This is a genomic window from Erwinia sp. MMLR14_017 (genome assembly GCF_033657285.1).
In the GTDB taxonomy this organism is placed as follows: domain Bacteria; phylum Pseudomonadota; class Gammaproteobacteria; order Enterobacterales; family Enterobacteriaceae; genus Erwinia.
In genome coordinates, this window is the sequence record NZ_JAWVWP010000001.1 from 164,148 (window position 1) to 190,160 (window position 26,013).

Genomic DNA, 26,013 nt, shown 5'->3' on the forward strand with positions numbered 1-26,013 from the left:
CTGGGTGCTGGGTGCTGGGTGCTGGGTGCTGAGTGCTGAGTGCTGGGTGCTGAGTGCTGAGTGCTGGGTGCCGGATGACGGATATTGGACGTTGGGAGGTGGCTGCTGGATGACGGATGTTGGATATTGGACGTTGGGAGGTGGCTGCTGGGTGTTGGATGCCGGACAGTAAAGCTTGCAAACTGAATGGGAAAAGGCAGTACAGGCCCTTTTCCGTAGGTTCGATGGTTACAGAAGCCTGTAACAGGCCTCTTTTCCCACTTACAGGGTCACAGACGCCCGTAAAATGTCATACGGGCGGTTTCGGAGAGCGCAATATCGGGCTGAGCATTATAGGCCAGCACCACCAGCATGCGGCTGGTCTCGCCTGCGGTTGGCGTCACGCGGTGTAGCGCATTGCGGCCGCGAAACAGCACCAGATCGCCCGGATTGATCGCCAGCTTCTCCACTGTTCGTTTGCCCTGCAACACCTGCTCCACGCCGTCGAAATTCATCTCTCCCGCTTCGGCATCCCGCAGATTACTGACATATTCAAATACGCCGCCCGCTTCAGGCTTCTGGATCAGCAGAGTAATGGCAAAGGAGGAGTTATCAAAATGCCAGCCCAGCTCCTGCCCGGTATGCGCATAGTGCAGATTGATAGAGGAGAGGGAATCTGCATAGGGATAAAGCTGCTTTTCGCCCAGCACGCCGCAGAGAAAAGCCTTAAAGGCTTCCGCGTTGTAAAGCGTACGCAGCGGTGAGTTCTCCGGCACTTCCTCATCGGTAATGCACCCTTTGGAAGAGGTGATCTGGTAATTACGCGGATGATCGGGGGCAAACGCCTCGTCTGGCGCTTTCAGATAGACGTTGTGCTTGCTGGCAGCGTAGTAGGCAAGATGCTGATGCTCTTCGCCTTCCTGACGAACACGCTTCAGCGCATCCGTGGTCAGAAACGCTCTCAGCACCAGCGCACCGCTCTTATCAAGCCACTGTTTACAGCTGGCAAGGTAGTCGGCATCGTTAATCGGGTGGGAAGATAAATTGATAATCGGGGCCAGGCTGGTCATCGCACATGCTCATCATCATCAAAGGGGATCTTCACTCTACTGCCAGTCAGCCCGGCTCACCAGACGTTCCCCTTACAGATCGGCTGGGGTTTGTTTAACTAATTAAAATTTAAGGATAAATTATTCATGTTTTTGCCAGGCCAGGCCTGTACAAAAGAAATTAACAAGCTCAGGCTCAGTCAGGTACGGTTAAGCGCGCCGCTCAACACGGGCAGCAGCCCGCCTTCCTTAAGCAAGGTCTCAAGCGGGGCGAACAAAGGGTGCGGTAAGTCAGAGGCGCTAAACCACGCCCAACCAGCACACTTTTCAGGCTCGCAACGCTCTGGCGTTCCGGAAACCTCATCCGCCAGCATAAAAAGCGTCACGTAATGTTTATTCTCAGCGGTGAAGAAATTATTAGTAAACGCAAGATTCGTGACTTTCCCAATGTGCAGTCCGGTTTCCTCTTGCGCTTCCCGACGCGCGCACTGTTCCGGCGTTTCTCCAAACTCCAGATGACCACCGGGTGTTGACCAGCTGTCGGCACCGTGGCTTCCAATGCGCCTGCCCAGCAGCAGCTTGCCTTCCCGCACAATCAGAACGCCTACGCCTGTTTTCGGATAATGCATTTTTTTCCTCGTTTTAACGCTCTGCAACTCTGCATCAGGAAGCGGGATCACTCGCCGGAAAACTGCTGGCGATGCACCATAATCTGCTGCAAATTCATTTCAACCCAGTCTGCCAGCCCCACCACCTGGCCGCGCACTTCCTGGCCCATTGGCGTCAATCTGTACTCTACGTGCGGCGGGATCACCTCATAAGCGATGCGCTCGACAAAGCCATCCTCTTCCATAAAACGCAGGGTTTGCGCCAGCATCCTTTCGCTGATACCGCCAATTTTCCTCTTAAGCTCGCTGAACCTCAAGGTGTCATCTTCCAGCGCGACCAGAATCAGCAAGCTCCAGCGGCTGGTCAGACGCTTAAGCACCTCTCTGGAGGGGCAGTTGGCATCAAACAGTTCGCCACGGCGAAACTTTTCACTGAGCGAAGTGCAGGGAGTATTTTGATTTTTTATCACACTAACATTCCTGTAAGTACTTACTTTTAATTAGTGTATGGCATAGGGTGGTGGGGTGAAAGCGATTTAGCCGCATAAAGGCTGTTAACGCATTTAAAAGGCAAATAAGGAGAACAACATGATTGCTGTAACCGGTGCAACTGGCCAACTGGGCCGTTTAGTGATTGATGCTTTACTGAAGAGAGTCCCTGCGGCTGAGATAATTGCCGCCGTACGTTCACCTGAGAAAGCTTCTGACCTTGCCGGTCTGGGAGTGCAGGTCCGTAAAGCGGACTATAGCGATGCTGAAAGCCTGGTCAGCGCCTTTAGCGGCGTGGATAAAGTGCTGTTAATCTCCTCGAATGAGGTGGGCGCTCGTGAGGCTCAGCACCTGGCGGTGATTGCCGCGGCGAAGGAGGCAGGCGTGTCGCTGCTGGCCTATACCAGCCTGCTGCATGCGGATACCTCGCCCATGGGGTTGGCCGGTGAGCACCGCAGCACCGAGCAGGCCCTGATCGCTTCCGGCATCCCTTACGCTATTCTGCGTAACGGTTGGTACACGGAAAACTATGCCGCCAGCATTGCGCCTGCGCTCACCCATAGCGCCTTTATTGGGGCCGCAGCAGAAGGGAAAATTGCCTCTGCCAGCCGTCAGGATTACGCGGAAGCCGCCGCCGCAGTGCTCACCAGCAGTGATGCGGCAGACAAGATTTACGAACTGGCGGGGGATTCGGCCTATACGCTGGCGGCCTTCACCGCAGAGATTGCTAAGCAAAGCGGCAAAGAGGTTCAGTATATCAATCTCTCTCAGGAAGCGTTTGCAGATGCGCTGAAAGGAGCCGGTCTGCCGGCCGGGCTGGCAGAGATGCTGGCTGACTCCGATGCTAATGCGGCCAAAGGTGCGCTGTTTGATGAGGGCCATACGCTCAGCAAACTGATTGGCCGCCCAACCACGCCCTGGCAGGAAGTGGTAAAAGCTTACGTGCAAGGCTAAGCCATTACGGGAGGGTCTGGCTCTCCCGTTCTGCCTGTTGCTGGTTTATCCGCCAGCGCCATAACACTCCCCCTGTTCCCAGCGCGATAAGCGCCGCGCCGATAAAGATCCGCTCCCGACTGCCGGGAATAAAAGCCATAAATGAAGAGAGAAACTGTCCGGAAAAAATGGCCATCGCCAGATAAGCCAGATGCGCTCCTCTGAGGTGTACCGGGCTTTTGTCGACGACAAGATGGTTAACCAGCGGAACGGACATACCAAATCCAGCCCCCATCAGAACGCCAGCCATAAGGAGCAGGTTCAACTCGCTGCTGAACGCCAGCAGCAGATGCGCCGCAGCATAAGCCGCAAAAGCTAGATACAGCGTGCCGTAATCGCCTCGCCAGATAACAAAACGTGGCATCAGCCAGGCGGCGATCACCGCCATTAATGAGATAAAAGAGAGAAAATAGCCGGTTTCTGCTTCGCTGTAACCCAGGCCTTTTAGCTGCAGCGGCAGCATGATGACCGCGGTGAAAAAGCAGATCATTGAGAAAACAGCCGCCGCGAAGATCGGCTTTAGCAGTGAAAGAGAAGGATCTTTCGTTTCCGTCTGTGCCACTTCAGTTACTGGCGTTGCTCTGGCAGGACGCGGTACAAACATCAGCTGCATCAGCATAAACAGCCAGGCGAATAAATAGAGACTGAAAGGCCAGCGCCAGCCGACAGTAGCCAGCAGTCCGCCAAAGAACAGAAAAATTACGCCGCCCAGCTCTATCGACATCCCCTGACGGGCAATCATTTTCAGCCGCTGTTCGCCTTCATAAAAGCCGGAAAGCAGCCCGGTTCCGGCGGACATCACCATCGCCGTTGCGCCGCCCAGCAGAAACCGGTCGGCAAATAACAGCGCCGGATGGGTGAGAAAGGCGCCGGCAACGCCCAGCGCACCGTAAGTGAACAGCCCCAGCAGCAGCGCCCGGTAAAGGCCTCGCCTGGCGATAGCTTTAGCGACTATCGGGCCAAATATCACCACGCCCAGGGAGGGAAGGGTAATCAGCCAGCCCGCCGCTCCCTGCACACCAAGATGCATCGCCACGGAAGGAAGGCCCGGAACAATCACACATCCCACCATAATAGTCAGAGAGGCGATCGCCAGTAAGGTGAAAGCCCCCGCCGCTGAAAGCCTGTTTCTGTTCTTTTGCACCACGCTGTCCACCTTGTCCGTATAATGGACAGATTGTCCATATAATGGTATAAGTGTCGTGGGAGATTTTGTCTGTGTCAATGGCCGGGAGAAGTAAGCATGAAAGGTGAGGGAGATTCAGGCGTCATTGCCCGTGCGGCAACCGTTCTTAAGGTACTGGAAGCTTGTCCCGCAGGCCTGAGCCTGGCGCAGCTGGCAAGGCACTGCTCGCTGCCGCGCAGCACGGTTTACCGGCTGGTCGCCTCGCTGGAAGCCCAGCAGTTTGTTTCACAGACGGCGACTGGCGTAACGCTTGGTCCCGCGCTTGCCCGACTGGCAGCCGCTGCGCATACCGATATCGTTGCCCTCGCCAGACCGGCGATAGAAGCTCTGGCCCGCCGGACGCGGGAAACGGTGGACCTGGCTGTGCATCGCGGGCTGCATGCTATCCTGGTTGAACAGTCCGTCAGCGATCGGGAGCTAAGAGTCGTTTCGCCGCCGGGCACAGCTTTTCCCATCAATGCTACCGCACCGGGTAAAGCCTTACTGGCAGCATTGCCTGACGATCGGCTTTACGCGCTGCTGCCCGAGAAGCTGGAGCAGCGAACAGCCAATACCTGTCTTGATCGGGCTGACCTGCTGATCCATCTGCAGGAGATCCGGAATAAAGGCGTAGCGATTGACCGTGAAGAGCATGCACTGGGCGTATGTGGGGTGGCGGTGGCCTTAACGCTGCCGGGTAACGAGCGTTATGCACTTTCCCTTGCGGCTCCCGCCCTGCGTTTTGATGAGCATTTGCCCACTTTGTTACCGGCCTTGTTGCAAACCAAAGCTGAAATAGAGTCGCTGGCCGGGAAATAAGCACGAATCAGGACGGCAGGAACAGGCTGTGGAAGAAATAACGTCTGCCTGTCGTCTAATCTTTTTGACCAACCCGGTCAAATATCTTCACTATCGGCAGCGGGAATAATCTTGCACTATCTGAACCACACTTCGAGAAAATAAAGGCAAGTCTGATGTCATTAATGAAAAAAATTACCGTACCGTTATTGGTTACCGCCGCTTTCTATTCCCAGCTCTCTGCTGCGGCGATAGAGAGCTATGCAATAAACTCAGGCCACACCTCGGTTGTGGTAGCCTGGAACCACTTTGGTTTCTCGCATCCAACGGCCGATCTCTCCAATATCACCGGTAATATTGATTTTGATGCCAGCAATGTCTCTGAATCAAAAGTGGATGTTTCCATCCCGGTAGAAACCATTAATACCCACGTTGATGCGCTGACCACGGAATTCAAAGGCGCAGACTATTTCGACGTGAGCAAGTACCCGACGGCAACCTTTAAAAGCACAAAAGTTGTCAGTAAAGGGAAAAACAAAATGGACGTTTATGGCGACCTGACCATCAAAGATATTACCAAACCGGTTATCCTGCATGCGGTGCTGAATAAGCAGGGAATGCACCCGATGGTGAAGAAGCAGGCGGTAGGATTTGATGCCACCACCACCTTTAAGCGTTCAGACTTTAAGCTGGATAAATATGTTCCAGCCGTCGGCGATGATGTGAAGCTGACTATCTCTACCGAGGCTTACGCGAAGTAACGCCTGTTAGCGCGGATGACCAGCCCTCCGCGCTCTTCTCTTATCCTTCACCCTGTTCACTCTGCCGTTTATTGCCAGAACTTCTTCCTGCTGGTTTTGCCGATGCCAGGATTGCAGCTGTTGGTGGGGTCCAACTGACGCATGTGCGACTCATACTCACACGAGGCATGATAGAGATGCCCAACGTTGTGTTCTGCCGGATACTTCGCGCCGCGCCGATCGAGATATTCAAGCACGGCATGTTTGAACGCTACGGCATCCACCCCAGGCTTCAGAATGTAGTCCTGATGATTGACGAAGCAGAAGAAATGCCCGCAGCAGGACTCCTCCTGCACCTGATCCCGCAGCGCCTGCGGCAATTTTATCCGCCATTCCGTATCATTGCGACGCAGCGCCACGTCAAAAGCAACCAGCCGCTGGTCGGCATTAATTCCTTTATAATCGCAATATGAGATAGTGCAGCCGCCCACGCCAAAACGGAGCAGGAAAGCATCGCGCTCTTCACGTTCATCACAGGCAAAATAGCGGCCAGACCTGCCGCTGAAAAAATCCTCCAACTGCTGCTGTAACTCATCGGCATGACGGGCTTCAGCCTTGATCATCAGATGATGCTCGAACCGATCCCGCCAGGCCAGAATGCGCGGTGCGACCCCTTTTGGCATCACGTTGTTAGCAAACTGCAGCACTTTGTCGACAAAATTATGCGGAAGGATCTTCAGGTTTTTCACCCGGATATCCCATTTCGCTTTGTTTGCCATCAGCCCAGGCAAGGCTTCGGGGCCAAAACGGCTGATTGCCCAACACATATGTTTGGCATAACGCAGGGTTAAATCAAAGGCATCGCGATGAATATATTCAGCCTGAAGGGGTAATTCTGTCAGCCCGGTCAGCAGCGTACGGCGTAGTGCAACCAGCTCCGCTTCATCGTTGGTGCCGATATAGAAGGTGCGGGTTTTCTCGCTGGCATCAAAGGTGGAGAGGCGCACGGCAAACACGGCGACTTTCCCGGCGCTGCCTGAGCTGTCATGTAAATACTGAACGTTACCGTTGTAGCGGGTTGGGGTATCAGCTTCGACGTCCCGCAGGATCCCTGCATAATCATCTGCCCAGATCTTCCCCTGCCAGTCGGCTGCCGTACCGGTGCTGTAGTGGTGGGACTCCAGATTTGCAATCATCTCTTGCGGCGTGCTGCCCAGTTCAATGCCAAGATGGTTGACGAGCTGCAGGGAACCGTCCGCATTGATGCGGGCAAACAGCGATTTCTCGGTAAAAGCGGGGCCACGACGGATAAGCGACCCGCCCGAGTTATTACATACGCCGCCGATGACGGAAGCACCAATGCAGGATGAGCCGATAACGGAGTGGGGCTCTTTGCCGTGGGGAAGCAGGGCTTTTTCCAGTTCGGTTAAGGTGCTGCCAGGGAATGCAATGACCTGACGCGCCTCGTCAATAATCTGTACCCCTTTCAGGCGGCGGGTGCTGACGATAATGACTTCACGGTCATACTCTGCACCATCCGGCGTTGACCCGCCGGTGACGCCGGTATTGGCCGCCTGCATAAGGATAATTTTATCGCAGGCGATGCACGCTTCCAGAACCTGCCAGAGCTGCATCAACGTCTGTGGGACAGCTACAGCCAGCGCTTTGCCGCTGCCTACCCGATATCCTTTGGTGTAATACGCTTTGCTGTCCTCACTGGTCAGCACCTGCTCTTTCCCCAACACCTGCTCCAGCCGGGAAATGATTTCTGGATCCTTTACCATCAAAACTGCTCCTGGTTGTCCCAGCCGCCGCTGTTTGTACAGCGGCGGCCTGGTGGGCATGAGTCAGGAATTCTACCGCGCCGGGCTGGGTAAAACAGTGATTTCTGTGCGCATCATAGCCAGCCCTGCGGGAGGCTGCTTGCGGCTAAAGAGAGGGCCGGGGGTGCAGATAGGTTGAGACCACTTCACGGATCGCCACGCCAATTACCGTCACCTCATTCAGCTGTTCACCCTGAATAATCTCCCCATCGTCAGTGACCATTTGAGGCGGGTTCAGCCGGACTTTCGCCCAGTCGCCCTTACCGTTCAGCTCTATCAGCACACGGCTGCCAGCTACGGCTGGACGATAACGATCGATAATACAGAAGCTGCCGTTACAGGCGGTGAGGTAGCAGTCGTGATTGGTCGGCACCAAATCCTGTAATTTACTGAACAGAAACTTTACTTCCCGCCTGGCAGGCGAGCGAAAACGGGCAGCGTGAGAAGACAAAACCTCACCGGTGACATACTGTCTGATACGATCCGTCATGCATTACTCCTCTTTTATTCCATTGCTTTAATGGTGAAGGTAACCACACCAAAAATATCCAGCTTCTCCTCCCCGGCCAGCACAATCGGTGGCCAGGCTTCGTTCATCGCCACCAGTTGAACCACCGGCCGCAGATGCAATTTTTTTACCGTGAACTCGCCATCGATGGCCGCCACCACAATGTCGCCGTGACCGGCCGTCAACGAGTTATCCACCACCAGTAAATCACCGTCGTTGATGCCGGCATCCTTCATCGATTCGCCGCTCACCTTGATAAAATAGGTGGCGTCGGGATGCTGGATCAGCAGGTTATTCAGGTCCATAGGCTGCCCGACGTCATCCCCTGCAGAGAAAGGCGAACCGCAGGGTACGCGGGCCAGAAAAAGGGGGAGAGAGAGGGTATCCCGCACCTCGGCAAGCTGGAGAAGATTCATGTTAGTAGCTCGTGAAAGGACTGTATATAAATACAGTATTATCATTTTCAGGGATCGATCAAGTCCGGCTGCGGCTTTTTTTTGTGAGCGCAGCGGCAGGGCTTGCCAGGCAACGATCTGGCAGGAAATTTATTTTAAGTTAAGGAATTAACAGCGCGGGGGAGGGGGAATATGCAGAAAAACAGGGAAAAGGGAATATCAGCAAGAGCAGAAAGCAAAAAAACAGCCCGCAGGCTGGTTTTTCTGAATAGGGTGCCGGACCCGGAATCACATCCACCACTAACTCGCTGTTTCTTATTGGTTTTATTGGTATTTCTCACAAGCTGCGCCCCCACTAAGGCCCCCATAAAAAATCGCTTTGTTTTTGCGAGGGCTAACACGAAAAATCGTCATTTTGCGCATGGGGGGCTTCGTTATGTGTGGAGTTCCATTCACTATATGTGGACCTGACTCCACATATAACGGTCTGAACTCCACACATAGCGGCGCTAAAAAAACCATGCTGCATTACGCCGACAAAGCCCCGTCCCCCTTTGCATTGAACATCTTTCAAACATAGATTTGATATGTTTGAACAATAGTTTTTGAGATAATCATAACTGGTGTATTTTCTAATATATAGATTCTATTAGAATTTTCTCTATACTTTTGAGATACCGTCATGGACCAGTCGAGATAACTAAACATCATGGCTCAATGTAATCACTTTGAACTCTCGCTTCTGAACCCCAGCTTTGACTCCCCTCTGGTCGACGCGCTGACGGAACTGGAGATCCTCCGGCATCTGCGGCTGGAAACCGATGTTCACCCAATCCTGTTTGCGCAGTTGAAGGCCGTATTCCACATGCTGGAGAGTCTTGGCTCTGCAAAGATTGAGGGAAACCACACCACACTTGCCGACTATGTTGAAAGCAAGGTTGAAGGAACGCAGAGTTCGACGGACCAGCTCAAAGAAATCAACAACATTGAAGCTGCGATGGAGTTCATCGACGCATACCTGAGCAATGGCGATGACATAACGGAATATTTTATCCGCGAGCTACATAGCCTGGCGGTTGCCGGGCTGCAACAGGAAGGCGACAGAACGCCCGGCGCATATCGGCAACATAACGTCAGCATTGCTCAATCTGACCATTTACCGCCGGACCACATCCGCGTTCCCGATTATATGGCGGAACTGGCCGCCTTTATTAACCGTGCCGATAAGCCAAAGTACGATTTGATGAAGGTTGCGCTGGTGCACCACCGCTTTGGCTGGATACATCCTTTTGGCAACGGTAATGGCAGAACCGTCAGATTGCTGACCTACGCGTTGCTTATCAAATATGGTTTTAATGTTCAGGCTGGTGGGCGGGTACTCAATCCGACAGCGGTATTCTGTAACGATCGTGAACGCTATTACGCCATGCTTTCGTTAGCCGATAAGGGAACAGAGCAGGGGCTGGAAGAGTGGTGCCTATATGTGCTTTCGGGGATCTCCTCTGAGCTGAAAAAAGTCGATCAACTGACAAACCACGCTTTCCTGAGCGAAAAAATCTTGTATCCGGCCATCGATTTTTCGTCGGAGAGAGGGCTGATAAATCCGCTGGAATCAAAGGTTCTGAAACGTTCTGTTGAATTAGGGACGATAAAAGCGGGCGATCTACGCACCGTTTTACCTGACCTGAAGCCTACGCAGGTGACTTATCAGCTTGGTAAACTGATTGAGAGGGGACTGCTCCAGCCAGTTGAAGAGGGGGCGCGTACCTATACGGCGAAGTTTTCTAACTCGTATCTGATTCGTGGGGTAATTAAGGTATTGCTGGACGAAGGATTTATTCCTGATTTATGAAGTCAGGAGATTATTGGCCGATAATTTCAGGTTAGGTGCTGACTGCTATATTGACTGGCTGCGTTCGGGTCATTTCTCTTCGCCATCCGCAGCGAAATCGGCACTTTGGCGGTTTTCAGGTCAGCAATATCACAATAGAAGGAACGCCAGAAAGCAAAAAACCAGCCCTAAGGCTGGTTTTTCTGAATATGGTGCCCGGACTCGGAATCGAACCAAGGACACGGGGATTTTCAATCCCCTGCTCTACCGACTGAGCTATCCGGGCAACGGGGCGCATTAAACCGTAAAGGCCGTCTTGCGTCAACGGCTTTGTCACAAAAATCTGCTAAAGATGAGCTGACTGGCTGCTTTTCAGACAGAAAGTGTGAATCTTACTCAGGTTAATGCGCCATTCTTTCTGCAAAGCGCGAAGCTCAACACATCTTCCGCCAGCGTGCGGGCGGTAACCACTTCCTGCACGTTGCGCTTCACCAGCAGGCGGCTCAGGCAACCTTCCAGAATCAGCTCCATTTGATGGGCGACCAGGGTTGGGTTGTCAGTGCCCAGCTGCGACAGCAGATCGTGCGTATACTGCCATGAGGCGCGCTTTTGCAGATCGGCTACCTGATGGATAGGGTGATCGGGCTGGGGGTAGAAGCTACAGGCAGCAATAAACAGACAGCCGGGATAGCGGTTGTTTTTTACTGCTTCTTCCAGCACCTGATAGCGCGCCAGCAGTTTCTGTTCTGCATTCAGCGACTCATCCAGCATAAGCTTGCGCCGCCAGAGATCAATTTGCTGGCTGTGGTAGCGCAGCGCGTCGTACAGCAGCGCTTCACGGTCTGGCCAGTAGCGTTGCAGATCTTCTTCCTGACAGTTTACCCCATCCGCCATCATGGCAAAGGAGGTAGAGGCCGCCAGGCCATTTTGCTCGAGTATATTCAGTGCATGCTCGAGTACCTGTTCACGTTGCAAGCGACTCTCCTCTTTAATGCCTTTTCCGGGCCACGGGCCGGGAAATCACAGTGTAGTGTCGTTTACTGCGGCAGTTTCTGCAAATGCTGCACAAACGCCGCCCCATCCATAAAGCCCGTCACGCGTGACTGGGGGATCTCTTTGCCGTTGGCATCAAAGAAAAGAATGGTCGGCAGCCCCAGCACCTGCAGCTCTTTTAACAGCGCGCGCTCCTGCGCATTATTTGCGGTGACATCGGCCTGAAGCAGCTGAGTATGGCCAAGCGCCTGTTGAACCTGAGGCTGGCTGAACGTCTGTTTTTCAAACTCTTTGCAGGCTACGCACCACTCCGCATAGAGATCGAGCATGGTGATGCGGTTCTGGCTGTTCTGTAGCGCCTGATCAAGCTGTGCAGTATTTGTTATTCGCCCAAACGCCAGGGTGGTTGCCGTTTGCGGCGGAGCATCAAATACCCAGTCCTGCAGGGGCCGTGCCGCTACCAGCGCAGCCGCCAGCATCAAAATTTGCCCCAGACGCAGCCAGCCGTTTTTGGATTGCAGGCTGAGGAACGCCCAGCCGAAGAAGCCCACGCCCAGCAGGCTCCAGAGACGTAACCCCCAGACCTCACCCGTCACTCTCTCCAGCAGGAACACCGGCAGCGCGAGGATCACAAAGCCAAAGCCCTCCTTGACCGTCTGCATCCATGCGCCGCTTTTCGGCAGCAGACGGTTACCAAACAGCGTGACCACGATCAGCGGCAAGCCCATTCCCAGCGCATAGAGATAGAGCGTCCCTGCGCCAGCCAGCATATTTCCACTCTGGGCGATATAAAGAAGAATGGCGCTAAGCGGCGCGGTAGTGCAGGGCGAACAAATCAGGCCTGCCAGCGCGCCCATCAGGAATACGCCCGGCAGCGAACCTCCCTGCTGACGATTGCTCCACAAGGTGAGCCGCGTCTGCAACCCGGAGGGAAGCTGCAGCGTGAACAGGCCAAACATCGACAGCGCCAGCAGAATGAAAACGAGGGAAAGGCCGATCAGAATAGCTGGAGCCTGTAGCGCGGCCTGAAAGCGCAGGCCCGCAGCGGCAACAATTACGCCCATTACCGTATAAGTCAGCGCCATTCCCTGTACATATACCATCGCCAGCGTAAACAAACGGGAGAGAGAATATTTCCGGTTCCCTCCCAGGATGATGCCTGAAATCAAAGGGTACATCGGCAGAACGCACGGCGTGAAGGCTACGCCGATGCCAATCAGCAACGCCCACAGCGGTGAAAACGGCAGGCTTTCAGGTGCAGAGGGCTGTATGTGCAACGCAGCAGCTGGTGTGTCGCTGTTTTGTGAAGCGATAGCGGTATCTGGCTCGCTGTTCAATGTGGTACGCGGTATATCGCTGTTTTGTGAAGCGCTTACGGCGTTAAGCGGAACCGAACGGGTTTCCGGCGGGTAGCAAAATCCTGCCGCAGCGCAGCCCTGCCAGGTGACGGTAACGGTCGCACCTTGCCCTGCCTGTTGCAGCGTGAGCGGCAGTGTCAGGCTGTCGGGATAAATTTCCGTTTTGCCATAGAACTCATCCTCATGCGGTTTACCCGCCGGGAGCGACCATGTAGCCAGCCGGGCACCCTGAGCGGTGATGTTAATTTGCTGACGATAGAGGTAATAACCCGGTTTGACCTGCCAGCTTAACGTCAGTTTGTTCGCCTGCTGAGTGAAGTCGAACGCGAAGGCCTGGTTAACCGTAACAAACTGCGTGCGGTTTTGTCCGAACAGTGACGCAGAAGCGCTCGTGCTTAGCAGAGAAATAAAAAGAATGAACAGCAGGTGGGTAAAGCGCTTAGCCATTACAGGTTCCATGTTGCAGTAAATCGGGCAGGTGCCTCTCCTGGCTCAGGTTGAGCGTACAGGGCAATCCTGACTAAGAGGCAGACTATATCATGACGGCGCATGGGGAGGTTTGTCAGGACGTAACCAGGCCTTGCGGTATCTTTCTTCTCCTCAGGCCTGGCGGGCTGCTACAAAATCAGGCTTCCAAACAGGAAGCCAAACAGCACAGAGAGTACAATAGCGATGGTGCCAGGCACGATAAACGAATGGTTGAAAACGAACCGACCAATCCGCGTTGAGCCAGTGTCATCCATCTCCACGGCAGCCAGCAGAGTAGGATAGGTTGGCAGCACGAACAGCGCTGAAACGGCTGCAAAAGAGGCGACAGCGGTGAGAGGCGACACGCCCAGCAGCAGCGCCGCAGGCATCAGCGCTTTGGTGGTAGCGGCCTGGGAATAGAGCAGCGTGGAGGCAAAAAACAGGATCACCGCCAGCATCCAGGGATAGTCATTAAGCAGTTCGCCCGCCACCTGCTGGATTTCACTGATGTGGGCCTTGACGAAGGTATCGCCCAGCCAAGCCACGCCCATCACGCTGATACAGGCGCTCATGCCCGATTTAAAGGTGCTGGCAGAGAGGATTCTGGCCGTATCCACTTTACAGGTGAAGCAAATAAGCGCGGCAACCGTCAGCATAAAGACCACGATGGCCTCGTTACGGGGCAGAACCGGATTTGCGATCAGGCCCACCGCATCGCTGATGGCGGTGGCATACAGCACCACGGCCACAATGCCCAGCAGGAACAGCAGCACGGAAAGTCTGGCGCCAGGTTTCGCCTCAAACAGACCAGCACCCCTTAATACTGTTTCTCCTTTTGCCAGCCGTTGCTGATAAATCGCATCATCTTTCAGCTCCTTGCCCAGGAAATTAGTGACCAGTGCAGCAAGCAAAACGGCGATCAGGGTTGAGGGGATCGATACGGCAAGCAGGGCCAGATAGCTGACGCCCCTGGGTTCCAGAATGCCGGCCAGAAATACCACGGCGGCAGAGATGGGTGAGGCGGTGATGGCGATCTGAGAAGCGACTACGGCGACAGATAACGGACGGGAAGGGCGAACGCCCTGCTCTTTGGCAACTTCCGCAATTACCGGCAGGGTAGAAAAGGCCGTATGGCCCGTTCCGGCCAGCAAGGTCATCGTCCAGGTAACCAGCGGAGCAAGAAGAGTAATATGCCGTGGATGCTTTCTTAACAGGCGCTCGGCCAGACTGACCAGATAATCCATGCCGCCCGCGACCTGCATTGCTGCAATAGCGGCGATAACCGCCATGATGATCTCAATGACATCAAAAGGTATGGCGCCCGGCTTGAGCTGGAAGCCCAGCGTCAGGATCAGTACGCCCAATCCTCCGGCGAAGCCAATGCCAATGCCGCCCAACCGCGCCCCAAGATAGATCGCCATCAGCACGACAATCAGCTCTGGTATTAACATACTGCTCTCCTTGGTCAAAAATGATAACTAACCGTTAATGATTTGTAGGGTGTCATAAAAAAAGGCACGCCGTTTTGCAACTGGCGTGCCTTCAAGGCCTAACTGGCTGGAGCGTTATTGTTCATTTTCATCGGTATAGCGTTTCGCTTTATAAACCGGGAACATCAGGTTTTGCGTAGAGAAAATGTCATCCAGCTCCGCCTCGGTCAGTAAGCCGCGCTCCAGCACCACCTCCCGTACGCTTTTGCCCGTTTCGGCGCAAATTTTGCCGACGATATCGCCGTTATGGTGGCCAATATAAGGATTCAGGTAGGTCACAATGCCGATAGAGTTAAACACGTAGGCTTCACAAACGGCTTTGTTAGCGGTGATGCCGTTCACGCATTTTTCCAGCAGGTTTGAGCAGGCATTGGTGAGGATATGAACAGATTCAAACAGCGCCTGGCCAATGACTGGCTCCATCACATTCAGCTGCAGCTGGCCCGCTTCTGAGGCCATGGTTACCGTCATGTCGTTGCCGATGACCTTGAAACAGACCTGGTTTACCACCTCAGGCACCACCGGATTGACTTTGGCTGGCATGATTGAGGAACCAGCCTGTAGCTCCGGCAGGTTGATCTCGTTCAATCCCGCACGCGGGCCGGAAGAGAGCAGGCGCAGATCGTTACAGATTTTAGAAAGCTTCACCGCCAGGCGTTTCAGGGCGCTGTGCACCATGACATAAGCGCCGCAGTCAGAGGTTGCTTCAATCAAATCTTCTGCCGGGACGCAGGGCAGGTTGCTGACTTCCGCCAGCTTCTGCACCGCCAGCGCCTGATAACCGTCAGGCGTGTTCAGGCGTGTGCCAATGGCCGTAGCGCCCAGGTTAACTTCCAGCAGCAGTTCGCCGGTGCGCAGCAGGTTTTTAATCTCTTCATTCAGCAGCACGTTATAGGCATGGAACTCCTGGCCTAACGTCATGGGAACGGCATCCTGCAGCTGGGTACGGCCCATTTTCAGGATGGACTCAAATTCCACAGCCTTGCGCTGGAATCCTTCGCTAAGCTGACCGATAGCATCCAGTAACTTTAAAATTGAGGTGTAGACCGCAATACGAAAACCGGTTGGGTAAGCGTCATTGGTTGACTGGCACTTGTTAACGTGGTCATTCGGATTGAGGAACTGATATTCCCCTTTCTGATGCCCCATCAGCTCCAGCCCGATGTTGGCCAGCACTTCGTTGGTGTTCATGTTAACCGAGGTCCCCGCGCCGCCCTGATAGACGTCAATCGGGAACTGATCCATACATTTACCGTTGTTCAGCACCTCATCGCAGGCCTGAATAATCGCGTTAGCGACGTTGCGCGGGATAGTCTGCAGCTCTTTATTGGCCATGGCCGCCGCTTTTTTGACCATTACCATGCCGCGCACAAATTCAGGAATGTCGCTGATTTTGCTGTTGCTGATGTAGAAATTTTCAATCGCACGCAGAGTATGAACACCGTAGTAAGCATCTGCCGGAACTTCACGCATACCTAACAGGTCTTCTTCGATACGAATGTTATTAGTCATGGGAACCTTCTTGTTAATGCTCCTTCCCTACCGGGCGCGTTCTGCAGGCCAGGCTCAGGGGGCATGAGTGGTCACAATCAATGTGATCGTTGGTACTGCTGCATCTCGGCGAACATGTTATCCATTTGCGACTGACGGAGCACGATCATATTCTGTTAGTAGCAAAAAGCCTGAAGAGAGATCACTTAAATAGCGTTTATTTTCAAACGTGTCCGAACTGATGTGATCTGGATCACAAATGCTCCTCCGGCATGAAATTCTCTGGTTGCGGTTGAAAACAGGGGTGGGCGAGCCCATCTTTGAAAGATACGATCGTTAACGATCCCCTTTTTGTCGTCGCGTTTTGGCGAGACGGCCCTGACTGACAGGAGTGTGCGGTGCGCTGGTTACCGTTTTTAGTCCTATTTCTTCTTGCCTGGATCGAGATTACGATTTTCATCCAGGTTGCCCATGTCATGGGCGTATTGCTGACGTTGCTGCTGGTGGTGTTCAGCTCCCTCATTGGTATCTCACTGGTGAAGAACCAGGGGATGAAAAACTTCATGCTGATGCAGCAGAAACTGGCGGTGGGTGAAAGCCCCGCTGCGGAGATGATCAAAAGCGTTTCGCTGATCCTGGCGGGCTTCCTGCTGCTGCTGCCCGGCTTCTTTACCGATTTCCTTGGTTTACTGCTGTTATTGCCGCCGGTACAGAAGCATCTGACGCTGAAACTGATGCCCCATCTCAAGGTCTGGCGCGGGACAGGCGCAGGCCCCGACAGCGGCTTCACCGTTGACGGCGAGTATGAGCGTAAAGAGAGCAAACTGATTGAACATGACGATCCTCAGGATCGTCGGTAACGAAACGCAAGGCGGGAGATTTCCCGCCTTTTGCTTTTTACAGCACGGTATTGCGCATTTTTTGGGCAAAAGCGACGCAGAAGCAAAATTTTTATTTTTTTCCCCTTGAAAGGGAGGTTCTCCGTCCCTATCTCTTCCGTCACGAGGCGGGGCCAGTGAAGCCCGGCGTTCATCCCAAAAAACCTGATTGGACTTCTCAAAGGAGAGTTATCAATGAAAATTCGTCCATTGCACGACCGTGTTATCGTCAAGCGTAAAGAAGTGGAATCCAAATCAGCTGGTGGCATCGTGCTGACCGGCTCCGCAGCTGGCAAATCTACCCGTGGCGAAGTGCTGGCTGTTGGCAATGGCCGTATCCTGGAAAGCGGCGAAGTTAAACCGCTGGATGTGAAAGTGGGCGATGTGGTCATTTTCAGCGAAGGCTACGGTGCGAAAACTGAGAAAATTGACAACCAGGAAGTGCTGATCATTTCTGAAAGCGACATTCTGGCAATTGTTGAAGCGTAATTTCGCGTAACTCATTGAACGAAACGAATTTAAGGGATATTTAAGATGGCAGCTAAAGACGTAAAATTCGGTAATGACGCACGTGTAAAAATGCTGCGTGGCGTTAACGTACTGGCAGATGCAGTAAAAGTTACCCTGGGTCCTAAAGGCCGTAACGTAGTGCTGGATAAATCTTTTGGTGCACCGACCATCACTAAAGATGGCGTTTCCGTAGCACGTGAAATTGAACTGGAAGACAAGTTCGAGAACATGGGCGCGCAGATGGTGAAAGAAGTTGCCTCTAAAGCGAACGACGCAGCGGGCGACGGTACCACCACCGCAACCGTGCTGGCTCAATCCATCATCACCGAAGGCCTGAAAGCTGTCGCTGCGGGCATGAACCCGATGGATCTGAAGCGCGGTATCGACCAGGCCGTTATCGCGGCGGTTGAAGAACTGAAAAACCTCTCTGTACCTTGCTCCGATTCCAAAGCTATCGCTCAGGTAGGCACCATCTCCGCTAACTCCGATGAAACCGTGGGCAAGCTGATCGCCCAGGCAATGGAGAAAGTGGGTAAAGAAGGCGTGATCACCGTTGAAGAAGGCACCGGCTTGCAGGACGAGCTGGACGTGGTTGAAGGTATGCAGTTCGACCGTGGTTACCTCTCCCCGTACTTCATCAACAAGCCAGAAACCGGCGCAGTAGAACTGGAAACTCCGTTCATCCTGCTGGCTGACAAAAAAATCTCCAACATCCGCGAAATGCTGCCAGTTCTGGAAGCCGTGGCGAAAGCAGGCAAACCGCTGCTGATCGTTGCTGAAGATGTTGAAGGCGAAGCGCTGGCTACCCTGGTAGTAAACACCATGCGCGGCATCGTGAAAGTGGCTGCTGTTAAAGCGCCAGGCTTCGGCGACCGTCGTAAAGCAATGCTGCAGGATATCGCTGTGCTGACTGGCGGTACCGTAATCTCTGAAGAGATCGGTATGGAGCTGGAAAAAGCGACTCTGGAAGATCTGGGTCAGGCAAAACGCGTTGTAATCAACAAAGACACCACCATCATCATCGATGGCGTTGGTGAAGAAGCAACTATCTCTGGCCGCGTTTCTCAGATTCGCCAGCAGATTGAAGAAGCAACTTCTGATTACGACCGTGAAAAACTGCAGGAGCGTGTAGCTAAACTGGCAGGCGGCGTTGCCGTACTGAAAGTGGGCGCAGCGACTGAAGTAGAAATGAAAGAGAAGAAAGCTCGCGTTGAAGATGCTCTGCACGCAACCCGTGCTGCAGTAGAAGAGGGCGTGGTTGCTGGTGGTGGTGTGGCGCTGGTACGCGTTGCTTCTAAACTGGGCGAGCTGCGTGGCCAGAACGAAGACCAGAACGTGGGTATCAAAGTGGCACTGCGCGCGATGGAATCTCCACTGCGTCAGATCGTTTCTAACGCCGGTGAAGAACCTTCTGTAGTGACCAACAACGTGAAAGCGGGCGAAGGTAACTACGGTTATAACGCTCAGACCGAAGAGTACGGCGATATGATCGACTTCGGTATCCTGGACCCAACTAAAGTGACCCGTTCTGCTCTGCAGTACGCGGCCTCTGTAGCGGGCCTGATGATCACCACCGAATGCATGGTTACCGACCTGCCTAAAGGCGACGCGCCTGATTTAGGTGCTGGCGGCGGCATGGGTGGTATGGGCGGCATGGGCGGCATGATGTAATCCCCGCCTCCCGGCAAAAGAACCTGGCGTCGCAGACAAAAGGTTCAGCTCGCTGATAAACCCCCGTTTTTTAAACGGGGGTTTTTCTTTTTGGAGGGAAAATAGTAAAGTTATGGCGCAAGAAGTAACCCGAACAATGATTTATCTGTTTTTGGGCAACGGAAACTTACCCAAAGTGCTCAAATTCCGGTACGCTCAGAACTGACTCTGATGATAATAATGGGGATTAAAATGCGGACTAACGTCTTGCTGGGATTTTCTCTGGCAGCCGTGCTGCTGGCAGGCTGTAGCAGTACTTCTAACAAGCTGAGTCCTGCGGGTCAACGCGTCACCTTCACTGACCAGCAACCAGCAAAAGAGTGTCAGATGCTGGGCAACCTGACAGGCGAACAGAGTAACTGGTTTAGCGGTGCAGGCGGCGGCGAAAGCAGCTCGCTGCGTGGCGCAGCTAACGATCTGCGCAACCGTGCGGCAGAGATGGGCGGCAACGTGATTTATGGCGCGACCAGCCCAACGCAAAATATCTGGTCAAGCTTTGCCCCGCTGGACAGCAAGATGAGCGGCCAGGTCTATAAGTGCCCTTAATGGCACCGGATAAGCGCCAGGCAACATAGCCAGAATGCTTAAGAGTGCACAGGGGAGGATCGATGATCCTCCCCTGTTGTTTTTCAGGCCGGGTATTAAACTTGTCTGAGCTGTAAATCCAGCGGCGTTTTACTTGGCTCGCCACCAATCTCTCTGGCCAGCCTTGGCACCAGATAGCCCGAGACCCGGCCCAGCAGATCGCGCATGATGGCCCTGGCCTCGTCGTCAGAGACGTAAAAGTGCGCCGCACCCTGGACTTTATCCAGCACGTGCAGGTAATAGGGCAGGACACCGGCATCGAACAGCGCATTACTCAGCTCTGCCAGCGTAACGGCGTTATCATTGATATTACGCAGCAGAACGCTCTGGTTAAGCAGGGTTACGCCCGCCTGCTTCAACTGATGCAGCGCAGCGCGCAGCTCATCATCTATTTCCTGCGCGTGGTTGATGTGGGTCACCAGCAGCACCTGCAATCGCGACTGCGCCAGCCGCTGGCAGAGAGCACGTGTGATGCGGCCTGGGATCACCACCGGTAAACGACTGTGGATGCGCAGACGTTTCAGGTGCGGGATCTGCTCCAGTTCGTCAATCAGCCACGCCAGTTCCGCATCTTTTGCCATCAGGGGATCGCCGCCGGAGAAAATAATCTCATCCAGTTCTGGCTGCTCTCGGATATACTCCAGGGCTTGCTGCCAGTTGCGCTTGTTTCCCTGGTTATCAGAATAGGGAAAATGGCGGCGGAAACAGTAGCGGCAGTTAACCGCACAGCCGCCTTTGACCAGCAACAGCGCACGATTACGATATTTATGTAATAAACCCGGCACCACGCTGGTCTGCTCATCGAGCGGATCGGTACTGTAACCCGGAGCATCAATAAACTCCTGGCTGGCGGTAATGACCTGCAGCAGGAGCGGATCTTGTGGATCGCCTTTTTGCATTCTGGACGCAAAGGCTCGCGGGACGCGCAGGGCAAACAGACGGCGTGCAGCATTGCCCGCCGTCAGCTCCGGGTGCGAATCGAGGCCTAGCAGTTGCAGTAATTCAGCAGGGTCGGTGATTACATCTGCAAGTTGATGCAACCATTCTTCTCGCGAAGGGGTATTTAGGGTTACAATGTGTGCCATTTTTTTGGCTAAGTACCAGTGTTAAATTGTAGAGGGCCTTTATGGCGACTTATTCTAGCAACGATTTCCGTCCCGGTCTTAAAATCATGTTCGAAGGCGAACCTTACGCTATCGAATCGAGCGAGTTCGTTAAACCAGGCAAAGGCCAGGCTTTTGCTCGCGTGAAAATGCGTCGCCTGCTGACCGGCAGCCGCGTTGAGAAAACGTTCAAATCTACCGACTCCGCCGAAGGCGCAGACGTAGTAGATACTAACCTGAACTACCTGTATAACGACGGTGAGTTCTACCACTTCATGCACCCGGAAACCTTCGAACAGCACCCTGTTGAAGAGAAGACCGTTGGCGATGCGGCTAAATGGCTGCTGGATAATGCTGAATGTATCGTGACGCTGTGGAACGGCAAGCCGATCCAGGTGCTGCCACCTAACTTTGTCGAGCTGGAAATCACTGATACCGATCCTGGCCTGAAAGGCGATACCGCAGGAACCGGCGGCAAGCCCGCTACGCTCTCTACCGGTGCCGTGGTGAAAGTGCCTCTGTTCGTGCAGATTGGTGAAGTTATTCGTGTGGATACCCGTTCAGGTGAATACGTTTCTCGCGTAAAATAACCGCCGGGAAGTGGGCCTGTTTGCAGGCCCTTTTCTTTAATGATGTGAGCCGATTCAGATGATGAAGTGGATAAAACGCCTTGTTGTCACACTGTTAATGACCAGCGCGCTCAGCGCCTGTAATACCTTCCACGGTTTTGGTGAGGACGTCCAGCATTTGGGTGGCGCCATCTCACACGCAGCCAAATAATCTCTTCATTTCCTAAAATGTCCTTTTTATTACTCGTATCAAGCGCATGTGGCTGAATTACGGCTATGCTTTGATTGCAGTACTCTACTTCACCTTAAAAGGACATTCCCATGTTAAAGAAAAGTATTATTTCGATTCTTTCTGTTCTGGTGCTCTCTTCAGTGCTCACAGCCTGTAATACTACGCGTGGCGTGGGTGAAGATGTCTCTGCCGGTGGGCAGGCGATTCAGCGAACCGCTCAGTAATCCCGGATGCCGGTGCGCTGCACCGGCCTCATTCGTTAGTGCGTCTGCTTCACCCAAATCAGCTTATCTACCGCAAACCCCTCCGTTCGCGCCTTCTCCAGCAGTGATGTTTTAACCTGGTCGCTAATCTGCGGCGTGCGGGAGAGTATCCATAAATAGTCTCTGTTTGGCCCGCAAACCAGCGCATGCTGATAGGCGCTATCCAGCGCAATCACGTTATAGCCACCGTAAAATGGGCCGAAGAACGAGACCTTCAGCGCGGCCCGGCTCGGCTGTCCGGTAAAATAGGCTTTCCCTTCGCTCTCCTGCCAGCGCTGTTTTTTGGTGTTATAGCCGCGATTCACCACTTTTAAGCCGCCGTCATCCCGTTTGCTGTAGGTGGCAGTGACGTGATCCAGACCCCGCTCAAAAGGGTGATTTAATCTGGCGATTTCATACCAGCTTCCCAGATAGAGGTCAGCGTTAAATCCTTCGACCGGCGTCACACCTTTGGGCGGCGTGGTGCTACAGGCTACCGAAAGCAGGGCGCCAGTTCCCGCCGCCAGAAATTTCCACAGAGACATAAGCTATTCCTTTAAGTATGAATAGCTTGAGTATAGAAGGTTTTTAGCAGGCGGCGGTATGCCGCCCGAGATTTACAGCGTAATCACCTCGAGGGCCGTGACCACGGAGAGGATCGCTGCAAGCCCATAAAACACCCATTTCCCGGCAGGAACATGCAGGTTGAGATCATGCATGCCGTGATGAAGTCGGTGCAGGCCACACCAGAGCGGCAACACAATCACCAGGAAAAGAAAGAGACGCCCCGGTAAAGCCTGTGCCGCTGGCAGCAGGCGCTCGTAGCTCAGCCCGCTTTCGGTGCCAATACCCAGCGGTAAAAGGATGCCTACCAGCAAAACCATTACTGGCGAGACAATCGCAGCCCACATGCCGCCTGCCCCAAACAGACTCCAGAAAATCGGTTCATCTGAACGTGTTGTCAGCTTTTTCATTACTGCTCCTGTATCACTACCCAGGTCAGCAGGATCAGGCTGACCAGAATCATTACTGCCCAGAGTCCCTTTACAATTGGACCGGGCGACACTTTTTTACCACCCAGCACAAGGCTTTGCGCTTTGGGCGCCAGGTCGAACCAGGTTTTGCTGTGCAGCAGGGCGGCGGCCAGCACCAGCACGTTTATCACCAGCATTACCGGGTGCTGCAACAGAGCAACAAAGGCCAGCCAGCTCTGTTCACCCTTTTTCAGCGCAAAAAGTCCGTAAATCAGCTCCAGACTGAACCAGACGGCTGGAATGGCAGTGGCTTCACGCAGCATATAAAAGCGGTAAAAGCCCAGCTGTAGCCACCAGTTAGCGGCAATCGGTTGATGATAAGGTTTCCTCTTGGTGGTCATCAGGCAGCTCCTTATTGCGGTCTGAGGGTGGCAATCATAAAGTCTTTGGTGCTTTCCACTTTGCTCTGCTGAATAGCGGCAGCCGGATCGACATGTTTGGGGCACACCTCTGAACAGTAACCCACAAAGGTACAGGGCCAGACGCCGTTATCGCCGTTGAGCAGCGGCATACGCTGCGCCCGGCCTTTATCCCGATTATCAAGGTTATAACGGTGCGCCAGGGTAATAGCGGCTGGCCCAATGAACTCGGGATTTAAGCCAAACTGTGGGCAGGCGGCATAGCAGAGGCCGCAGTTGATACAGCTGGAAAACTGGTGGTATTTCGCCATTTGCGAGGGTGTTTGCCGGTTGGGTCCCTTTGCCGCCTCGCGCGGATTACCAATAATCCAAGGTTTGATCGCTTCCAGGCTTTCGATAAAGCGGCTCATATCCACAATCAGATCCCGTTCAACGGGAAAATGGGCCAGCGGCGCAACTTTTATTCCTTGGGGGTAGTGGCGCAGAAAAGTTTTGCATGCCAGCCTGGGTACACCGTTCACCATCATGCCGCAGGAGCCGCATATCGCCATTCTGCATGACCAGCGCCAGGAGAGATCAAAAGCCAGGTTATCTTTGATATAACCCAGCGCGTCCAGCAATGAGGTCTGGTCATCCCAGGGAACCTCGAAAATTTCATTGCGCGGCAGCAGATCGATTTCCGGATCGTAGCGCTGAATATCGATTCTACAGCGGGTGAGTTCAGCCATGAGTAGCCTCCTTGTTTTCCGCTTCTGCGCCATACAGGCGTTGTGCAGGCGGCAGGCGGGTGATATTCACCTTATCCCAGGCAATAACGGGCGCGCCTGCGGGGGTGTAATAGCTCAGCGAATGTTTAAGGAACTGCTCATCATTGCGCGTGGTACAACCTTCATCCAGACGCTGATGCGCCCCTCTGGACTCTTTGCGCTGCATCGCCGAGTGCGCCATGCATTCCGCTACGTTAAGGCCATGACCAAGTTCGATGCTGTAAAGCAGTTGGGTGTTGTAAACGCTGCTGGTATCGCTGATATGCACCTGTCTGAATCGTTCCTGTAGCTCGGCCAGTTTATCGATGGTTTTCTGCATCAGCTCAGGCGTACGGTAAATGCCGCATCCTTCTTCCATTGCCAGCCCCATCTCATCGCGCAGAGCAGACCAGCTCTCCTTACCCTGCTGATTAACCAGACCTTTTAAGCGGCTTTCGCAATCCCTTGCCTGAGCCTCTACTACGCTGTTGGATTTAGCCGGATGTTGCAGGGCATGCGCGGCGGCATTTTCCCCGGCTAAGCGGCCAAAGACAGCCAGCTCAGCCAGCGAGTTGGAACCCAGCCGGTTGGCACCGTGCAGTCCCACGGACGAACATTCACCCACAGCGAACAGCCCGGAAATGCGTGTTTCACACTGGGTATTCGTTTCTATGCCTCCCATGGTGTAATGCGCGGTAGGTCTGACGGGAACAGGGGCCTGAGCCGGGTCCACGCCGATGTAGGCCTTACTCAGTTCACAGATAAACGGCAGCCGTTCATGCAGCTTCTTCTCGCCAAGATGACGCAGGTCAAGATGAACCACGTCTCCGCGCGGCGTAGCGATGGTGTTGCCTTTCTGCCATTCGTGCCAGAAAGCCTGAGAAACTTTGTCGCGCGGACCCAACTCCATATATTTATTTTTCGGCTGACCGAGTGGGGTTTCCGGGCCCATGCCATAATCCTGCAGGTAGCGATAACCGTGCCTGTTGACCATAATGCCGCCTTCGCCCCGACAGCCTTCGGTCATCAGGATCCCCGATCCGGGAAGCCCGGTGGGATGGTACTGCACAAACTCCATGTCACGCAGCGGCACGCCGTGACGCAGCGCCATCCCCATTCCGTCGCCGGTGACGATACCGCCGTTGGTGTTATAGCGATAGACCCTGGCAGCGCCGCCGGTAGCCAGCACCACCGCCGCAGCATGGATCTGCATCAGCGTGCCTTCCATCATATTCATCGCCACCAGACCGCGCGCTTCGCCTTCATCAACCAGTAAATCGAGCACGAAATGCTCGTCGAAACGCTGGATTTGCGGATATTTCAGCGAGGTTTGATAGAGCGTATGCAGCATATGAAAGCCTGTTTTATCCGCGGCAAACCAGGTACGCTCAATCTTCATGCCGCCAAAGCGGCGAACGTTAATCGAGCCGTCCTCCTTGCGGCTCCAGGGGCAGCCCCACAGTTCAAGCTGCGTCATCTCTCGTGGGCAGTGTTCAACAAAGTAGTCGACCACATCCTGCTCGCAAAGCCAGTCACCGCCTGCAACGGTGTCCTGAAAGTGCAGGTCGAAACTGTCATGGGCCTGAGTTACGGCAGCAGAGCCGCCTTCAGCGGCAACCGTGTGGCTGCGCATGGGATAGACTTTGGAAACCAGCGCAATAGAGAGGGTGGGGTTCGCTTCGGCAGCGGCAATGGCGGCGCGCAGGCCCGCCCCGCCAGCGCCGACAATGACCAGATCGGCAGTACAAGTGTGCACGGTGTTCTCCCTGTCAGACTGTCAGAGTGGAAAAAAGGGGAAACCCTTATTTTTTCCAGGGGCATCAGTATAAAACTGCCCATCACCGCTAAACTTGATATGTTCCGGTAT

Annotated in this window: 28 protein-coding genes and 1 tRNA gene; 11 read left to right on the plus strand and 18 right to left on the minus strand. The window is 53.9% G+C overall.

Annotation, left to right across the window (positions count from 1 at the left end; all coding sequences use genetic code 11):
• Positions 1 to 269: 269 nt before the first annotated feature.
• From SD961_RS00765 to SD961_RS00775, 3 genes are all read right to left on the minus strand, one after another.
• A complete protein-coding gene (locus SD961_RS00765; RefSeq protein ID WP_318788518.1) occupies positions 270 to 1,049 on the minus strand; it encodes a 2OG-Fe(II) oxygenase in 780 nt (259 codons plus the stop codon).
• 179 nt (positions 1,050 to 1,228) lie between these two features.
• The gene (locus SD961_RS00770) at positions 1,229 to 1,657 is read right to left on the minus strand and encodes an NUDIX hydrolase (protein ID WP_318788519.1); all 429 of its coding nucleotides are present in this window, start codon (positions 1,655 to 1,657) and stop codon (positions 1,229 to 1,231) included.
• Between the two features lie 47 nt (positions 1,658 to 1,704).
• The gene (locus tag SD961_RS00775) at positions 1,705 to 2,106 is read right to left on the minus strand and encodes a helix-turn-helix domain-containing protein (RefSeq protein WP_318788520.1); all 402 of its coding nucleotides are present in this window, start codon (positions 2,104 to 2,106) and stop codon (positions 1,705 to 1,707) included.
• A 118-nt stretch (positions 2,107 to 2,224) separates the two neighbouring features.
• On the opposite strand from SD961_RS00775, the gene SD961_RS00780 reads away from it, so the two are divergent.
• Positions 2,225 to 3,079 carry an SDR family oxidoreductase gene (locus tag SD961_RS00780; RefSeq protein WP_318788521.1) on the plus strand — a complete coding sequence of 285 codons (855 nt, stop codon included), beginning with the start codon at positions 2,225 to 2,227 and terminating at the stop codon, positions 3,077 to 3,079.
• Between the two features lie 4 nt (positions 3,080 to 3,083).
• On the opposite strand, the gene SD961_RS00785 is transcribed toward SD961_RS00780, so the two are convergent.
• The gene (locus tag SD961_RS00785; RefSeq protein WP_318788522.1) at positions 3,084 to 4,262 is read right to left on the minus strand and encodes an MFS transporter; all 1,179 of its coding nucleotides are present in this window, start codon (positions 4,260 to 4,262) and stop codon (positions 3,084 to 3,086) included.
• A 99-nt stretch (positions 4,263 to 4,361) separates the two neighbouring features.
• Between SD961_RS00785 and SD961_RS00790 the strand changes: the two genes are divergently transcribed.
• The gene (locus tag SD961_RS00790; protein ID WP_318788523.1) at positions 4,362 to 5,102 is read left to right on the plus strand and encodes an IclR family transcriptional regulator; all 741 of its coding nucleotides are present in this window, start codon (positions 4,362 to 4,364) and stop codon (positions 5,100 to 5,102) included.
• Positions 5,103 to 5,257: 155 nt separating this feature from the next.
• On the plus strand, positions 5,258 to 5,842 hold the full coding sequence (locus SD961_RS00795; protein ID WP_318788524.1) for a YceI family protein: 585 nt from the start codon (positions 5,258 to 5,260) through the stop codon (positions 5,840 to 5,842).
• A gap of 68 nt (positions 5,843 to 5,910) precedes the next feature.
• Here the strand turns inward: SD961_RS00795 and dld are convergent, their stop codons facing one another.
• The 3 genes from dld to umuD form a co-directional block, all read right to left on the minus strand.
• Positions 5,911 to 7,605: a D-lactate dehydrogenase gene (gene dld, locus SD961_RS00800; RefSeq protein WP_318788525.1), complete on the minus strand. Its 1,695-nt coding sequence runs from the start codon at positions 7,603 to 7,605 to the stop codon at positions 5,911 to 5,913.
• Positions 7,606 to 7,750: 145 nt separating this feature from the next.
• A complete protein-coding gene (locus tag SD961_RS00805; RefSeq protein WP_318788526.1) occupies positions 7,751 to 8,134 on the minus strand; it encodes a hypothetical protein in 384 nt (127 codons plus the stop codon).
• A 14-nt stretch (positions 8,135 to 8,148) separates the two neighbouring features.
• Positions 8,149 to 8,568 carry a translesion error-prone DNA polymerase V autoproteolytic subunit gene (umuD, locus tag SD961_RS00810; protein WP_318788527.1) on the minus strand — a complete coding sequence of 140 codons (420 nt, stop codon included), beginning with the start codon at positions 8,566 to 8,568 and terminating at the stop codon, positions 8,149 to 8,151.
• 688 nt (positions 8,569 to 9,256) lie between these two features.
• On the opposite strand from umuD, the gene SD961_RS00815 reads away from it, so the two are divergent.
• Positions 9,257 to 10,399, plus strand: a complete 1,143-nt coding sequence (locus SD961_RS00815; protein ID WP_318788528.1) for a Fic family protein — start codon at positions 9,257 to 9,259, stop codon at positions 10,397 to 10,399.
• 189 nt (positions 10,400 to 10,588) lie between these two features.
• Here SD961_RS00815 and SD961_RS00820 read toward each other — a convergent pair.
• The 5 genes from SD961_RS00820 to aspA all read right to left on the minus strand — a co-directional run bounded on the left by SD961_RS00820 (position 10,589) and on the right by aspA (position 16,199).
• Positions 10,589 to 10,664 (minus strand) — tRNA-Phe (locus SD961_RS00820).
• 110 nt (positions 10,665 to 10,774) lie between these two features.
• On the minus strand, positions 10,775 to 11,353 hold the full coding sequence (locus SD961_RS00825) for a transcriptional regulator (RefSeq protein WP_318788529.1): 579 nt from the start codon (positions 11,351 to 11,353) through the stop codon (positions 10,775 to 10,777).
• A gap of 62 nt (positions 11,354 to 11,415) precedes the next feature.
• Positions 11,416 to 13,176, minus strand: a complete 1,761-nt coding sequence (locus SD961_RS00830) for a protein-disulfide reductase DsbD (protein ID WP_318788530.1) — start codon at positions 13,174 to 13,176, stop codon at positions 11,416 to 11,418.
• Positions 13,177 to 13,346: 170 nt separating this feature from the next.
• Complete coding sequence (locus SD961_RS00835; RefSeq protein WP_318788531.1) at positions 13,347 to 14,648, minus strand: anaerobic C4-dicarboxylate transporter; 1,302 nt, start codon at positions 14,646 to 14,648, stop codon at positions 13,347 to 13,349.
• 114 nt (positions 14,649 to 14,762) lie between these two features.
• Positions 14,763 to 16,199, minus strand: coding sequence for an aspartate ammonia-lyase (aspA, locus tag SD961_RS00840; RefSeq protein ID WP_318788532.1), 1,437 nt, complete (start codon positions 16,197 to 16,199; stop codon positions 14,763 to 14,765).
• 377 nt (positions 16,200 to 16,576) lie between these two features.
• On the opposite strand from aspA, the gene SD961_RS00845 reads away from it, so the two are divergent.
• The 4 genes from SD961_RS00845 to SD961_RS00860 all read left to right on the plus strand — a co-directional run bounded on the left by SD961_RS00845 (position 16,577) and on the right by SD961_RS00860 (position 19,822).
• Positions 16,577 to 17,038 carry an FxsA family protein gene (locus SD961_RS00845; RefSeq protein WP_318788533.1) on the plus strand — a complete coding sequence of 154 codons (462 nt, stop codon included), beginning with the start codon at positions 16,577 to 16,579 and terminating at the stop codon, positions 17,036 to 17,038.
• A gap of 213 nt (positions 17,039 to 17,251) precedes the next feature.
• On the plus strand, positions 17,252 to 17,545 hold the full coding sequence (locus SD961_RS00850) for a co-chaperone GroES (protein ID WP_034891529.1): 294 nt from the start codon (positions 17,252 to 17,254) through the stop codon (positions 17,543 to 17,545).
• Positions 17,546 to 17,590: 45 nt separating this feature from the next.
• On the plus strand, positions 17,591 to 19,237 hold the full coding sequence (gene groL / locus SD961_RS00855) for a chaperonin GroEL (protein ID WP_318788534.1): 1,647 nt from the start codon (positions 17,591 to 17,593) through the stop codon (positions 19,235 to 19,237).
• 231 nt (positions 19,238 to 19,468) lie between these two features.
• Positions 19,469 to 19,822, plus strand: coding sequence for a DUF4156 domain-containing protein (locus SD961_RS00860; protein ID WP_318788535.1), 354 nt, complete (start codon positions 19,469 to 19,471; stop codon positions 19,820 to 19,822).
• A 95-nt stretch (positions 19,823 to 19,917) separates the two neighbouring features.
• On the opposite strand, the gene epmB is transcribed toward SD961_RS00860, so the two are convergent.
• Positions 19,918 to 20,946 (minus strand): EF-P beta-lysylation protein EpmB, encoded by a 1,029-nt coding sequence (gene epmB, locus SD961_RS00865; RefSeq protein ID WP_318788536.1) that lies wholly within the window; start codon positions 20,944 to 20,946, stop codon positions 19,918 to 19,920.
• Positions 20,947 to 20,987: 41 nt separating this feature from the next.
• On the opposite strand from epmB, the gene efp reads away from it, so the two are divergent.
• The 3 genes from efp to SD961_RS00880 all read left to right on the plus strand — a co-directional run bounded on the left by efp (position 20,988) and on the right by SD961_RS00880 (position 21,989).
• Positions 20,988 to 21,554 (plus strand): elongation factor P, encoded by a 567-nt coding sequence (gene efp / locus SD961_RS00870; protein WP_034891518.1) that lies wholly within the window; start codon positions 20,988 to 20,990, stop codon positions 21,552 to 21,554.
• A 58-nt stretch (positions 21,555 to 21,612) separates the two neighbouring features.
• Entirely contained in the window at positions 21,613 to 21,744 is a 132-nt protein-coding gene (locus tag SD961_RS00875) for an entericidin A/B family lipoprotein (protein WP_306208433.1), read from the plus strand.
• Between the two features lie 110 nt (positions 21,745 to 21,854).
• On the plus strand, positions 21,855 to 21,989 hold the full coding sequence (locus tag SD961_RS00880; RefSeq protein ID WP_318788537.1) for an entericidin A/B family lipoprotein: 135 nt from the start codon (positions 21,855 to 21,857) through the stop codon (positions 21,987 to 21,989).
• Positions 21,990 to 22,024: 35 nt separating this feature from the next.
• On the opposite strand, the gene SD961_RS00885 is transcribed toward SD961_RS00880, so the two are convergent.
• The 5 genes from SD961_RS00885 to frdA all read right to left on the minus strand — a co-directional run bounded on the left by SD961_RS00885 (position 22,025) and on the right by frdA (position 25,902).
• The gene (locus tag SD961_RS00885) at positions 22,025 to 22,552 is read right to left on the minus strand and encodes a lipocalin family protein (protein WP_318788538.1); all 528 of its coding nucleotides are present in this window, start codon (positions 22,550 to 22,552) and stop codon (positions 22,025 to 22,027) included.
• 72 nt (positions 22,553 to 22,624) lie between these two features.
• Positions 22,625 to 22,981 carry a fumarate reductase subunit FrdD gene (gene frdD, locus SD961_RS00890; RefSeq protein WP_318788539.1) on the minus strand — a complete coding sequence of 119 codons (357 nt, stop codon included), beginning with the start codon at positions 22,979 to 22,981 and terminating at the stop codon, positions 22,625 to 22,627.
• The gene (gene frdC, locus SD961_RS00895) at positions 22,981 to 23,382 is read right to left on the minus strand and encodes a fumarate reductase subunit FrdC (RefSeq protein WP_318788540.1); all 402 of its coding nucleotides are present in this window, start codon (positions 23,380 to 23,382) and stop codon (positions 22,981 to 22,983) included. The genes frdD and frdC overlap by 1 nt, the downstream gene beginning before the upstream one ends.
• 11 nt (positions 23,383 to 23,393) lie before the next feature.
• Complete coding sequence (locus SD961_RS00900; protein ID WP_318788541.1) at positions 23,394 to 24,128, minus strand: succinate dehydrogenase/fumarate reductase iron-sulfur subunit; 735 nt, start codon at positions 24,126 to 24,128, stop codon at positions 23,394 to 23,396.
• The gene (gene frdA, locus SD961_RS00905) at positions 24,121 to 25,902 is read right to left on the minus strand and encodes a fumarate reductase (quinol) flavoprotein subunit (RefSeq protein ID WP_318788542.1); all 1,782 of its coding nucleotides are present in this window, start codon (positions 25,900 to 25,902) and stop codon (positions 24,121 to 24,123) included. Before frdA ends, SD961_RS00900 begins: the two co-directional genes overlap by 8 nt.
• Positions 25,903 to 26,013: the final 111 nt, after the last annotated feature.

Excerpts from the sequence above, each read along its gene's own strand:
- SD961_RS00765 (WP_318788518.1), bottom strand. The coding sequence starts at position 1,049 with ATGACCAGCCTGGCCCCGATTATCAATTTATCTTCCCACCCGATTAAC.
- SD961_RS00770 (WP_318788519.1), bottom strand. The coding sequence starts at position 1,657 with ATGCATTATCCGAAAACAGGCGTAGGCGTTCTGATTGTGCGGGAAGGC.
- SD961_RS00780 (WP_318788521.1), top strand. The coding sequence starts at position 2,225 with ATGATTGCTGTAACCGGTGCAACTGGCCAACTGGGCCGTTTAGTGATT.
- SD961_RS00790 (WP_318788523.1), top strand. The coding sequence starts at position 4,362 with ATGAAAGGTGAGGGAGATTCAGGCGTCATTGCCCGTGCGGCAACCGTT.
- SD961_RS00795 (WP_318788524.1), top strand. The coding sequence starts at position 5,258 with ATGTCATTAATGAAAAAAATTACCGTACCGTTATTGGTTACCGCCGCT.
- dld (WP_318788525.1), bottom strand. The coding sequence starts at position 7,605 with ATGGTAAAGGATCCAGAAATCATTTCCCGGCTGGAGCAGGTGTTGGGG.
- SD961_RS00805 (WP_318788526.1), bottom strand. The coding sequence starts at position 8,134 with ATGACGGATCGTATCAGACAGTATGTCACCGGTGAGGTTTTGTCTTCT.
- umuD (WP_318788527.1), bottom strand. The coding sequence starts at position 8,568 with ATGAATCTTCTCCAGCTTGCCGAGGTGCGGGATACCCTCTCTCTCCCC.
- SD961_RS00815 (WP_318788528.1), top strand. The coding sequence starts at position 9,257 with ATGGCTCAATGTAATCACTTTGAACTCTCGCTTCTGAACCCCAGCTTT.
- SD961_RS00830 (WP_318788530.1), bottom strand. The coding sequence starts at position 13,176 with ATGGCTAAGCGCTTTACCCACCTGCTGTTCATTCTTTTTATTTCTCTG.
- SD961_RS00835 (WP_318788531.1), bottom strand. The coding sequence starts at position 14,648 with ATGTTAATACCAGAGCTGATTGTCGTGCTGATGGCGATCTATCTTGGG.
- aspA (WP_318788532.1), bottom strand. The coding sequence starts at position 16,199 with ATGACTAATAACATTCGTATCGAAGAAGACCTGTTAGGTATGCGTGAA.
- SD961_RS00850 (WP_034891529.1), top strand. The coding sequence starts at position 17,252 with ATGAAAATTCGTCCATTGCACGACCGTGTTATCGTCAAGCGTAAAGAA.
- groL (WP_318788534.1), top strand. The coding sequence starts at position 17,591 with ATGGCAGCTAAAGACGTAAAATTCGGTAATGACGCACGTGTAAAAATG.
- SD961_RS00860 (WP_318788535.1), top strand. The coding sequence starts at position 19,469 with ATGCGGACTAACGTCTTGCTGGGATTTTCTCTGGCAGCCGTGCTGCTG.
- epmB (WP_318788536.1), bottom strand. The coding sequence starts at position 20,946 with ATGGCACACATTGTAACCCTAAATACCCCTTCGCGAGAAGAATGGTTG.
- efp (WP_034891518.1), top strand. The coding sequence starts at position 20,988 with ATGGCGACTTATTCTAGCAACGATTTCCGTCCCGGTCTTAAAATCATG.
- SD961_RS00875 (WP_306208433.1), top strand. The coding sequence starts at position 21,613 with ATGATGAAGTGGATAAAACGCCTTGTTGTCACACTGTTAATGACCAGC.
- SD961_RS00880 (WP_318788537.1), top strand. The coding sequence starts at position 21,855 with ATGTTAAAGAAAAGTATTATTTCGATTCTTTCTGTTCTGGTGCTCTCT.
- SD961_RS00885 (WP_318788538.1), bottom strand. The coding sequence starts at position 22,552 with ATGTCTCTGTGGAAATTTCTGGCGGCGGGAACTGGCGCCCTGCTTTCG.
- frdD (WP_318788539.1), bottom strand. The coding sequence starts at position 22,981 with ATGAAAAAGCTGACAACACGTTCAGATGAACCGATTTTCTGGAGTCTG.
- frdC (WP_318788540.1), bottom strand. The coding sequence starts at position 23,382 with ATGACCACCAAGAGGAAACCTTATCATCAACCGATTGCCGCTAACTGG.
- SD961_RS00900 (WP_318788541.1), bottom strand. The coding sequence starts at position 24,128 with ATGGCTGAACTCACCCGCTGTAGAATCGATATTCAGCGCTACGATCCG.